General features: G+C 34.8%; 10 protein-coding genes, 1 riboswitch and 1 other annotated feature. All 10 genes read right to left on the minus strand.

The genetic code is table 11. The features are described from left to right. Positions 1-57: 57 nt before the first annotated feature. The 10 genes from LOK41_RS08570 to LOK41_RS08615 all read right to left on the minus strand — a co-directional run bounded on the left by LOK41_RS08570 (position 58) and on the right by LOK41_RS08615 (position 11,981). Complete coding sequence (locus tag LOK41_RS08570; RefSeq protein ID WP_241816094.1) at positions 58-1,095, minus strand: DUF1835 domain-containing protein; 1,038 nt, start codon at positions 1,093-1,095, stop codon at positions 58-60. A 56-nt stretch (positions 1,096-1,151) separates the two neighbouring features. After that, the gene (locus LOK41_RS08575; protein WP_241816095.1) at positions 1,152-1,568 is read right to left on the minus strand and encodes a DUF3995 domain-containing protein; all 417 of its coding nucleotides are present in this window, start codon (positions 1,566-1,568) and stop codon (positions 1,152-1,154) included. 287 nt (positions 1,569-1,855) lie between these two features. Next, a complete protein-coding gene (gene trpB / locus LOK41_RS08580; RefSeq protein ID WP_241816096.1) occupies positions 1,856-3,046 on the minus strand; it encodes a tryptophan synthase subunit beta in 1,191 nt (396 codons plus the stop codon). A gap of 82 nt (positions 3,047-3,128) precedes the next feature. After that, positions 3,129-3,393 (minus strand) — a binding site (T-box leader). A gap of 208 nt (positions 3,394-3,601) precedes the next feature. After that, complete coding sequence (locus LOK41_RS08585; protein WP_241816097.1) at positions 3,602-4,369, minus strand: DUF3959 family protein; 768 nt, start codon at positions 4,367-4,369, stop codon at positions 3,602-3,604. A 374-nt stretch (positions 4,370-4,743) separates the two neighbouring features. Continuing rightward, positions 4,744-5,664 carry a macrolide 2'-phosphotransferase gene (locus LOK41_RS08590; RefSeq protein WP_241816098.1) on the minus strand — a complete coding sequence of 307 codons (921 nt, stop codon included), beginning with the start codon at positions 5,662-5,664 and terminating at the stop codon, positions 4,744-4,746. A gap of 104 nt (positions 5,665-5,768) precedes the next feature. Further along, on the minus strand, positions 5,769-7,307 hold the full coding sequence (locus tag LOK41_RS08595) for an alpha/beta hydrolase (RefSeq protein WP_241816099.1): 1,539 nt from the start codon (positions 7,305-7,307) through the stop codon (positions 5,769-5,771). A 306-nt stretch (positions 7,308-7,613) separates the two neighbouring features. Further along, positions 7,614-8,303: a thiaminase II gene (gene tenA, locus LOK41_RS08600; RefSeq protein ID WP_241816100.1), complete on the minus strand. Its 690-nt coding sequence runs from the start codon at positions 8,301-8,303 to the stop codon at positions 7,614-7,616. Positions 8,304-8,481: 178 nt separating this feature from the next. After that, a riboswitch (TPP riboswitch) is annotated at positions 8,482-8,588 on the minus strand. Positions 8,589-8,651: 63 nt separating this feature from the next. Then, positions 8,652-9,677, minus strand: a complete 1,026-nt coding sequence (locus LOK41_RS08605) for a homoserine dehydrogenase (RefSeq protein WP_241816101.1) — start codon at positions 9,675-9,677, stop codon at positions 8,652-8,654. A 135-nt stretch (positions 9,678-9,812) separates the two neighbouring features. Continuing rightward, positions 9,813-11,054: an esterase/lipase family protein gene (locus tag LOK41_RS08610; protein ID WP_241816102.1), complete on the minus strand. Its 1,242-nt coding sequence runs from the start codon at positions 11,052-11,054 to the stop codon at positions 9,813-9,815. Positions 11,055-11,300: 246 nt separating this feature from the next. Then, a complete protein-coding gene (locus LOK41_RS08615) occupies positions 11,301-11,981 on the minus strand; it encodes a lipoprotein BA_5634 family protein (RefSeq protein ID WP_241816103.1) in 681 nt (226 codons plus the stop codon). Between the last annotated feature and the right edge of the window lie 31 nt (positions 11,982-12,012).

The following is a 12,012-nucleotide window of genomic DNA, read 5'->3' on the forward strand; positions in this document are numbered from 1 at the left end:
AACTTTAATACTGAGAAATCGGGCTTTTTATAATGAACACTGTAAAGCAGTCCTTTCCTAATGGCTCTTCTTCAGTTTGACACTGTAATAGCGCATCGCTTTTAAAGTTCCTTCCATTTCAAATACACCTTGTTGAATTAATGTACGCAAGCGATATTCAAGGAAAACATCTCCTACTGATTGTTCTAGTTGGCCGAGAACTTCTCCAATAAGCCTCGCTGATTTATAAAACTGTTTTTCTATTTCATCTTTTTCCAAATTCTTCGCACATTCAATCATAAAAGAATCAAAATATGTTTCTTTTACTGAGAAAACTTTATGATCTTCCCAGATTCGTAATAAATTTGTCGTTTCAGAAAGCAATTTCCATTCTTGTTCTAGTTGTATTCGCGTTTCTTCAGTAAGTATAATCCCCTTCTCATACTTCTCATAAATCGTTGCTAGATTCTCGGGTGTTAACTCACCCGTCCCGCCAATCACATAAATTTCATTTTCTTTTTGAAACAACTTTCTATGAGCTTCTGACGTATTAATAATTCGAATGTTTTTCTTATCTTTTAAATGAACAAGCGCAAAACATAATCCAACGTATTCATTTGCATTTTCTCCAGTCCAAATCGTAATCGGCATATCCATTGGAATGGATTGTAGTTCTTGTAATGATTGGATAAACTTCGGTAAATATTCTTCTTCAAAATATAAATCTTCTAAATTTAAGTTTTTAGATAACCATTGCTGCCTCGAATGCTGTCCAGTGGTTGTCCCCAACTGATTGATCGGGCCAATCGAAAAAAACTCTGAAAATGAAATAACATACTCTTGCTGCGATTTCTTTTTCTTTAACATGTACTTTAAACAGCCTGCACTAGATTCCCCAAAAGTAATATGAATGTGCGTGCTCTCGGTTATATTTTTCTTATGCAATGCATAATCTATCAATTCGTTCGGAATGCTCGTTAAATATGTAAATGAATCTTCGTTGTAATTATTTTTTAACAAATCTAACTGCAGGAGAATACCGTGAAGCAACTGTTTTGCTTCGTCCTCTTGCATTTCATTGACAACTTTTTTGATTTTTTCTATTTTTTCTATCATCTATTTCCCTCTATTCGCAAAATAATGTACTTTATAGTGTAACATATAATGAGACTTCATCTAATAATTGCTAAGAAAAATGAAAAAGATAAACAAGCACATAGTGGAATAAACACTATTGTATCCATTTTGGCAAAATACGTATCTTTTTTTCTTTTAAAAATACCAAAGTAGTTGAACTCACCAATTACTCTTATCGCAAATACAAACATACAAATCCAAGAACCGATTTGAATGATGACACGTGGAATAAATGAGGAAATAACATTTGCCTGTAATAATAATAGTAATGCCGCTACACATAGTAATAGCGCAACTAATAGCGTCATCCCAATACTAGGCGTAAAGACCTTATCTCTAGAATCAGTTGGAATCGCTGCCTTTATTCCCCATTTTCCGCCAAATGCCCAATAAACATGCAATAAACTAATACACACTAAGAGACATGCTGATATAGTGATGATAATGAGCAATAGTAACACCTCCGTCAATGTGCTTCTTTTAAATTAAGAATATTCAATAAAAAAATGATTAGCAATCTATTTCTAAATTGTTCAAAATACCGTCATTTATAATTTCATTTTTGATATTCCGATACTGTATAAAAACAATTAAATATAGAGGCATTACGTTGACTTGTAATTAATGGGTGGATAGCTTTAATTGAAAAAAGATGTGGTCCCGGTGAAAAACATAGAGAAAAGCGATTTTCTATTTTAAACTGAACAAAAAATCGCTTTTCCAATTCTTTTACATACGTTTATTTCTGATTATTCATTTCAAATACTTGTTGTACGTCTTTATCACCGCGCCCTGATAAGTTAACAATAATACTTTGATCGTTTCGTAGCATTGCTGCTAATTTCATAGCATAAGCCACTGCATGGGAACTTTCCAATGCAGGAATAATACCTTCAACACGAGACAATTTATGAAACGCTTCTAATGCTTCATAATCATTAATTGCTACATATTCTGCACGACCGGTTTCTTTATAATAACTATGTTCTGGTCCAACACCTTGATAGTCCAGTCCTGCGGCAATGGAATGAGCTTCTGCAATTTCTCCATTTTCATCTTTCATCATATAACACTTAAATCCGTGGATGATACCAGGCTCTCCTGCCGTGAGAGGTGCTGCATGCAACCCTGTTTCAATCCCTTTACCACCTGGTTCAACACCTACCATTTTTACTTCTTTATCATGATAAAATGGGGCAAATAACCCAATTGCGTTACTTCCTCCACCTACACAAGCAACCAAATAGTCAGGTAGACGCTGTTCTTTTTCAATGTGTTGTGCTCTTGCTTCCCTTCCAATTACAGCTTGGAAATGACGAACGATTGTTGGGTATGGATGTGGTCCCAGTGCAGAACCTAATAAATAAAATGTATTTTCATAGTTTTGAGCGTAATCTTCAAGTGCTGCATCTACCGCCTCCTTAAGAGTACGTCCCCCTTCTTGAACAGCAATTACCTTCGCTCCCAATAGTTCCATACGAAATACATTTAATTGTTGACGTTCTGTATCCAGCCCTCCCATATAAATCGTACAATCTATTCCGAACATCGCACATGCAGTAGCTGTAGCCACGCCATGCTGCCCCGCTCCCGTTTCTGCAATGATACGTTTTGCTCCCATTCTCTTTGCGAGCAAAATTTGTCCTAATACATTGTTAATTTTATGTGCTCCAGTATGATTAAGGTCTTCTCTTTTTAAATAGATTTTTGCACCACCAATTTCTTCGCTTAAACGCTTCGCATAGTACAATGGATTCGGGCGCCCTACATATTCTTTTAAATAGTACTCGTATTCTTTCATAAACTCTGGATCATCTTTGTATTTATTAAATGCAGCCTCTAGGTGAATTAAAGCCTCTTTTAGTTGCTCTGGTACAAAACTCCCTCCAAATTCTCCAAAATATCCATTTTCCGCTTGTAATAAATTCATGTTAATTCCTCCCTTTGGTTTTTAATTGTTAAATAAGAAAAAACGTGTGAACGCAAAAAGCCCTCTACATGCAGTAAAGCATGTAGAGGGCGATATATACGATTATACCGTGGTGCCACCTCTTTTGATTCTTTGTCACATAGACTAAGAATCCTCTCGTTTTTGGATACGGAAAAATAGATTCGATATCCTCATCCTTGTAACGGCGGCACCCGGGTCGCATACTCCTAATGTTTCAACGTACCTCTCCTAAGTCCATTCGGTATAATCTATCGTACTGGATCGCACCAATCCCAGCTCTCTGCAACGCATCAATTAAACGTACTCTTCTTAGTCAACGATTTTTATTATTGAAATTTAACTATCATATTACATAGTTAAATTTATTTTGTCAACATTAAATGATAGAAAATTCATTTATTTTAATCAAGTTATTTTTTCATTAATCCCATAATATTTAATAAACTAATTCAACAATAGTAAAAAAAACGCAATAACCATTTATCGTACAATAAAAGGACATTGCGTTTTTAAGTATTCGTCTAGGAATATTCTCTATGCATTATAACGATTTCTTCTTCGTTCCATCCTTGTTTGACCTTGCGTTGTTTCCATTTCGTGATGTTGGTGCTCTGGTTGTATTGTATGATACGCTGGTGTTCTTTCTTCAAGATTTGGTTCATACGTACGTGTTTCTTTTGAATTAGAAGATCTTTTATTGAACTTTGGCATCTTCACTTTCAATCTTGGTAGACTAGGAATGCGAATTTTAAATTTCGGTTTGATTCGTTTCTTTTTTTGTTTGAATAGATTTGTTTTTTCTTGTTTTTCATTGATATTACCACGTTTTAGCATGTTGGCAAGCAACCCACCAAGTATAAATCCGACTACTAATAAGAGTAGATACAGTCGTTCTGAAGTCAATAAGTTCATAATACGTCCAAGAACAGCTAATGATTGGGTTTGCTTAATATCCCATAATAAACCACCCCATAATGCAAGTAATCCTAAAGTAATTGCATAAGTACGAAATCGGAATAATAACGGAATAACCGCAATACATGCAGCGATTTTAGCATTTGCTAGTAACGAACTAGCTGTTGCGTATTGATTCCAAATCGCCAGCAAAAACGTAATAAATATAGTGTAAGCAAGCCAACTACATATTCGTGAATACATTCGTTTCGCATAGTAGCTTCCAAAACTGGTGAAAAACAACAGTCCTCCTAAATACAATGACAATTCAAGAGGAATTTGTTTCATAATACCTGCAATTGGAAATAGGAAGCTGAGTACCATTAAAAGCACATCAAGTCTCTTCATAACTCTCATCCCTTTCAGTTTTCTATCTTTCTTCTATATATCGAAGCAAATTTTGTTGTTTTTAACATATTCCTCACTTCCACCAAATTATAAATAACATTCCTAAAAATCATCTTAATCCTACTAGTACCAAAAAGTAAACAAAAAAACAAAGCTATAATTGACAATAGAGATCTAGATTTGTATAAAGAAATGACAAATCCCGCTATTTGTAAATTAGCGGGATCTTGAAATTATCTTGCTGTATATTTAACGTGCTTTCCCATCTTCAAATGTGTGATGGTCAAGAGCTCAACAACTTGAATATACCTCTTTCTTTGTTAATATGATTATACTTTCCCTTACAACGCAGCTACTTCACACAATGTGATTTACTATTTTTCACCTATCCCTAAAGCTCCACGTGCCATTTCCATATGTGCCTCTTCCTTTGTCTGTAGTGCAAATAATCCAATCATTACCGGATAAGCAGCACCAAGTTCAATAATATGTTCAAACATTCTCTGCCAAACTTTCCCTCCTGCTTTTTCATATTCATTTAATAGTACTTTCAAATTATCCTCTCCAAAGATTGTAAGATAGAGGGTGAAATCAGTAGCGGGATCTGTTACTTTCGCTTCTGTCCAATCTAGCAGGCCTGTTACTTTCGTATTTTCATCAACTAAAATATGTGGTGGATGTAGATCACCATGAACAAATGCAGAATGCTTCGGCCAATACGATTCATCCGCAAGCCATGTTTGCCAACGCTCCCATAGTTCATCTGACACACCAAATTTTGATTTTATTTGATGCATTCTATCTATTAACAATTGCTTTGCTTCAGCAGGTTGAAGAACTTCAATGCCATACTTAGTCGCCTCATTATAATCAATTGAATGCAAAGCAACGAGCGATTCTGCTAAAGATCGAACAAATGTTATAGAAGGTGGATTATTTTGAATATGCCACACATAATTTTGTATTTCTAAATCAATCACTGCTGCAGGGTTACCCTTTACTAATGGATAAGCAATTAATTCTGGTGTGTTGATTTTCCAATTTGGTACTGCAACAGGTACATATTTTTGAACAAGCTCAAGTATTTTCCCTTCTAATGCTCCTCTTTCAATGACGTCTGGTCTTCTTGGTTTCCGGAGAACCCATGAAACGCTCTTCTCATCATTAGCGAATACAACCTGAAAGTCCATTCCTGATTCATTTAATTCAGCGGTGTCTTTATTCAATTGCAAGCCATTTTTTTCAGCGATTTTTAAAATTTCTTCTATACTTTTCTGTTCATTTACACTTGTCATAGATAATCCCCCTCTTTAAAATTCTTCATATAAGTACAAAAAACACAGGCTAATTCCCCATGTTTTTTGTAAACGGAATTAGCTGCTCTCATAAATATACTGTACTATTTAAATTCGGCTCTCCCTTGCACCCAAGTGGCAATATCATTTATAACATACTCAGGAATATTGGCAGGACTATAGTATTCATCCGGTTTACTTAATTCCCCATCTCCTTCTGTAAAGAAGTGATTTAATTTTGGATATAGTCGATAATCAACGTTATTTCGCTCTTTTAATTGTTCTTTCCAAAGAGGAATTTCGATTTTTGATTGAACTTGATAGTCTCTTTCCCCTTGGATAATAAGAAGCGGTTTTTTTTGTTCTTTAGACATTTCAGCTGCTTTCATTTTACGGATAGAATCCCAAAATACTGGTGATCCTAAATAAAAATCTTTTGGAGGATTCTGACTAGAGAAGTTTGGATCATTTAATAATTCAAATTGCGCTTTGTAAAACTTATATTCTTCAGGTTTCATTGCTCCAATAGAAAAAAGATAGTCAAATTGATCTAAAACAACGTCCTGGATTGTACGAGCTGGTCCTCCCATTACAATTGCTCCAGCAATATTTTGATTTTGATCTTTTTCGATCATTTTCGGAACCATCATTCCACCTTGACTATGACCAAGGATATAAATTTGATTCTTGTCTACCATTGATTCATTTTGAAGAAAACGTGTGGCAAGAAGTGCATCGTCAGTTGTCTCTTTATCGACTGTATAAAAAGGGCTTAATTGTGTTTTTAAGCCATGTTCATACGTTCGTTTATTGTAACGAAGAACAGCAATACCTTTCGAGGCAAGACCTTCAGCTAAATCACGAAAAGGTTTTAAGGCAAACGCAGTTTCATCCCGATCGCTCGCTCCAGATCCTTGAACAAGAACAACCGCTGGGAAAGGACCCTTTCCCTTTGGAACAGACAATGTTCCTGGTAATGGAAACGCACCACTTCCGACTACTACTTCTTTTTCAATGAATGATTCAGGCTTACTATATGATGGACGTTCTGCAACAGGACTAAACGACATGCTAAATTGAAAATCATCTATTTTTCCAGATGGGTCTAACTTTATTAGTAATGGCACAGTAAATTGTTCAAAAACTAATCCAATTTCTACATTTGTATGAACGGAATTCGTCTCTTTTTGCTTTACCTCTCCAATTCCCATAAAAGAACCTGCTTGCAATTGTACTGGGAGTCCCTTCCAATAACTCTCCAACCATTTTTCAGATATTATCTTCTGTAAAGATCGAGAAGTTAAATCAAATGCAGATTTATAATTTTCAGCATGCATATCACGGATAAATGTAAGAGTAGTAGATATAACAGGGTTTTCATCATTAACATTGTCTGTTTCTTTTATATTTGTGTTTGTTTCCTTTAAAGTTGAAATAAATTGGTGGTTGAACGGATTATTATATGTATTGGGATAAAAACTTGTTTTCAATACGTCCGTATTCCGCCCCTCATACAAACTTGAAGAACTCACGAAATTTTTAGGTGAAATTACTTCCTCCGCATATGAAACAGAAGGAATACTTATCGTACAAATTGCACTAACGAGTAAAAGCTTATTCCCTATTCGTTTTCTTGTTTTCATATTTATTGACTCCTTTCAAAATTAAATCCTTTTCATACAACATTCCAAGCATTGTAAGGAAAATAAAAAATATCAAAGAGATTAATAAACTTCTTTACGCCCTTTATGTGATATCATAAACAAACTTCAATAAAAACTACCCTCTTCCTCCTTTTTATTATGTAATTTTTTAATAATATATAAGCATCTAATTAGTGAAGTTGATTTTTCTAAAACTAGAAATATTATTTTTGTACAAAAAAATGACTAAACTAAGTTAGTCATTTTCTATACTCATGTATGCATGATGAAAGACATAGCTTTTCATTATAAACTTACATCTTCTACTTGTTCTTCCACTGACCATTTTTCTAATGTGTAAGCCATCTCCCAAAACGAATATTCATATTGACTGCTAATTACAAAATGCTGTTGCATCCGCTTACGATCAGCTTCTGTTACTGTTTCAGCAATGGCATCTAATCTAGCAATTTGCTCCTCTACTAAAGTACGGAACCAGTCAGAACCATATGCTGAAATCCATTCTTGGTAAATTGGTTCTTCAGGTTTACATCCCTTGAGTCGCTCACCAATTTCATAATAAAGCCAATAGCACGGCAAAATCGCTGCGATAACATCCCCGATATGTCCCTCGTATGCAGCGCGATACATATGTGATGTATACGCATAAGCCGTCGGTGCAGGAATGAACGATTCTTTTTCTTCTTCCGTAATTCCTAGTTTTTTCGCAAAATTCTCATGCAGTGATAATTCAGCTTGATATGTATTTTGTGCATGGTGCGCCATGCGAGCCGTCGTTTCTAATTCAATCGCTTTTGCTGCTCCTAACGATTGGACTCTTGCAAAATGACTTAAATAATATGAATCTTGCAGAACGTAATAGCGAAAACTAGCTAAATCTAATGTTCCGTCCCCTAGTTTTGTCACAAATGGATGATTAAAACTTGCCTCCCAAATCGGATTAACTTCTTTACGTAATAACTGTGAAAATGACATTATAGACCCTCCAATAAACGTTTTAATAATAAAAAATGAAACAAGTTTCTTAACGAATCATTCGTTAACTACTAGACTACTAGGATCTACTTCAAATAGGTGTGTAAAATAAAAAAGCTTTCTTTACACACACGTAAAGAAAGCGGACTGGACATCATCAATATTGTAAAAATATCATCTTCTGTCACTTCCACTTCCCTACGCTGGTATTACCCAGATCAGGTCCTAAGGGTTTCAAAGGTATTCTTTAATCTCAGCCTATTAAAGGCCCCCCTAGTGGATAGATATATAACTATTTAACTTTGATACTTATCATAACATAATCCATATAACTGTCAAATATTTTCATCACACATCTTTTCGATACAAATTAATTAAATCTTTCAAAGCTGCCGCTGCTGCTCCTCTCGGGCTCGAAGCTCCCCCGGTAGAAGTAACTCTTCCCATAATATCAGTATGAAAAGTGATTCCTTTTTCCGTTCCATTTACATAAGCCAACGGATGTTCTTTCTCTATTTCACGCGGATATACTTCAAGTTTAAGATTTCCTAAATAATCTTTATATGCCGTCCCAATTAGTTTTAGAAATTTACCTTGTGCTTTTGCCTTCTCTATATCTTGTTTTGTAACACCCTCTATCCCTTTTACACTTACATAATCAAGAGAGTATTCTGACTGAAATAAACTGTTCGCTAACAATAATAGCTTACAGGCACTGTCCATACCACTTACATCTAATGATGGGTTCGTTTCAGCTATCCCTTTACGCTGCGCTTGATGCAATGCTTCCTGGAATGTTACATCTTCTTCATACATCTTTGTAATAATATAATTTGTTGTTCCATTTAAAATACCTTCTATACTTTCAATTTGACATCCCGCTAAACTAAATTGCCCAATATCTAATGTAGGAAGTGCAGCTGCAGTTGCCCCGCTATAACGAATACGTACGTTAGCTTGCGTTGCTTTTTGCTTTATTTCTTTCCATGCGCTAACAAGTGTACCTTTTGAAATAGCGACTATATCCATATGATTTCCAATCGCTGTTTCAATATATCTTCTTCCAGGTTCACCTGTTTGAAGATTAGTTGGTGTTGATTCTATTAATACATGACCAAAAGGCATTTTTTCACTTTTTTCAAGTGGATAGTTTTTGAGATATTTCTCCAATGCATCAGAACCCGTACCATAAGTTAATAATTCTTTAATATGTAAACCTTTGGCGCTAAAGAGATTGACTGTACTTCCAATAACTCCAGTAAGGACAAGTTCGATGCCGTACATCTCATTTACATATAAAGCTTTCTCAAATACTAATCTCACAAACTCTTTTCCAACAGTTCCATATCCAGATATTACTATATTAACTCTCATATTATCACCTCAAACTATTATACTATTTTGATATTAACCCCATTATACTCCGAAAATATGATGTGATTCACGAAAGAAAACTCCCTTAAATAAACTTGAGGGAGTTTTTATATCTTAATATAATTATGAATCCGGTTATTTCGGTAAGTTTGATAACTTGGCAGCGATCTCTCGATAAAAAGCATTAATATCAGAAAAACCTAAGGAATCCGAAACGCTTAACCCAACCATATCAAGGTGATCCCAGTTTTGTTTTGTCTCAATATGATTCCATTTTCCAAGCTCTGCTGTGCCATTATTATTTATAATCGTATCAGTTGATGGTCCTACCATCGAATTTGTATTTACCACACCATCATTTTGCCACCAGGATGAATCAATAAATGTACGATCCTGTTCGTACCTTGCATATGCCCCTAAGAAAATCGCATTCCCCATTAACGTTTTATTCATAGTAATGTGTGGCAAGTGAAGTCCTGTTATAGGCGTTGCTTGTGTCGCATGTCCACTGTAAGAAAAATAATATACATCTGGTTGCGCTTTTACCCAATCATTCAAGTCCTTTGCTCCATCTGTACTTAAATCCCATTGGCTTATATCTTTTGTATCCTTTAAAATCGGATTATTTAATACACGGTTTGAATATTGATAAAATGATTCTCCAGCTTTCTTTTTAATTCCCCATTGATCCAGCTTAAAATCATATAATGCTAGATTATTATTTTCTCCAATCCCAGCAGTTGCGATGAGTAATTGCTTTACAGCAGGTAAGAGTAGACTTCCATCTGCAAGGGTTGTCCCGTTGTGAGGGGTTGCCAATGTCGTTACACTATGAACGTATGATTTTCCCCCCTGAAACAACGGAGACATTGTCACATCTGCATGCTGTTTTACATACTCGCGCTCCTCTTGATTTCCCTCTTTCAATAATTGAACGAGCGTACGTATCGTTTGACCACCCATACTATGTCCTACTAAATGAACCTTATTTGTCTCACTCCAATTTTGAACAAACCCTGTATATGTTCTCCCATATCGATCATGTCCATGTTTCTCAGCATGAGCGGCTCCGTAATCAACTGTTCCACCATTAACTTGAGCATATAACTCACAAGCGCGATCCCAGTTGCTTGATAACGGTCCAACAGCGGCAGTATGAACATTGTATCCATCTCTCTTTAAATTTTCTTGAATATCGTGAACACCACCCCAATACTTTACACCCAATAATTCATCTCTTCCCCAACCTGTAAAACCATGTACAAGAATAATTGCATTGTTGTTTTTCTTTCCTTCCTCTGCATGTGTTGGCACCGGAAGTACTACACTAGAAGCGATAAAACATACGATCAATAATCCCCAAAGTAATCTTTTCATTTTACATCCCCTTTTCTTTTTCTATCCACCCTAATAAAGCGCTTTCATTTTTACCCCCTTTTTCGTAATAGAAAAAAGATCCACATAGATATACCAATGCAACGTGCAATGGTTATATAGCGTGGATCTCCAATTCTCTATCACATTTATTAACTTAAAAATAATGTAAACTATATTATCCGAATTGTCTATCTATTATGAAATGTTACATATTGATAAAGTTTTGTTGACAATTCCCTGTCCCTTTTAACCTTTATCCTCAAAAGTAACAAATTTGACCGATATTAATTTATGAAAATCATTCACTTGTCTTTTTAATTTTAAATATTCGATTACAATTGTATTATCTGTTGACATCTTAGGTTTTTCATATCCTAATGATTTTTTGAAGTGAATGAGTTGTAATTTTGTTTCATTTGCTTTTATTTCTTTATATACATCATTTTTCGCCACAATAAGGTACCATTGAGATTTGTAATCACGAGAGTTTCTAATCCAAGCATTACTTTCATATTGAACCGGTATTGTTTGACCATTTAAATCTATACTTTCTATATGTTCTTGATCTTCATGTGTAAATACTAACGAATGACCTTTGGGGATCGTTGGTAATTTTTTTATTGAAATATAATCTAAACTGTTATTTACATTATTCGTCCGAAAAATTTTCTCTTTAATCATAGCCTGAGCTGTAGACTCGTCTATAATAAGCACTTTATTTTCACCCACGCTGCCTGTCTTTACTTCAAATACCTCTTTTTCTTTTATATTTTCTTTGTAACGCACAAAAATTGGTAATGTATATTGTTCGTCTCCAATCATTATTATTCCGCTCGCAGGTTGTGTATTCTCCTTAGATTTCGAACAAGCACTTAAGCTTATTATGGCTAGGACAATTAACATAAAAATCGATACTGTTTTTTTCATTACGACTCCTTTCGTTAAACGAATTAGTTAT

The sequence above is a fragment of the Bacillus sp. TL12 genome (assembly GCF_022625245.1).
In the GTDB taxonomy this organism is placed as follows: Bacteria; Bacillota; Bacilli; order Bacillales; family Bacillaceae_G; genus Bacillus_A.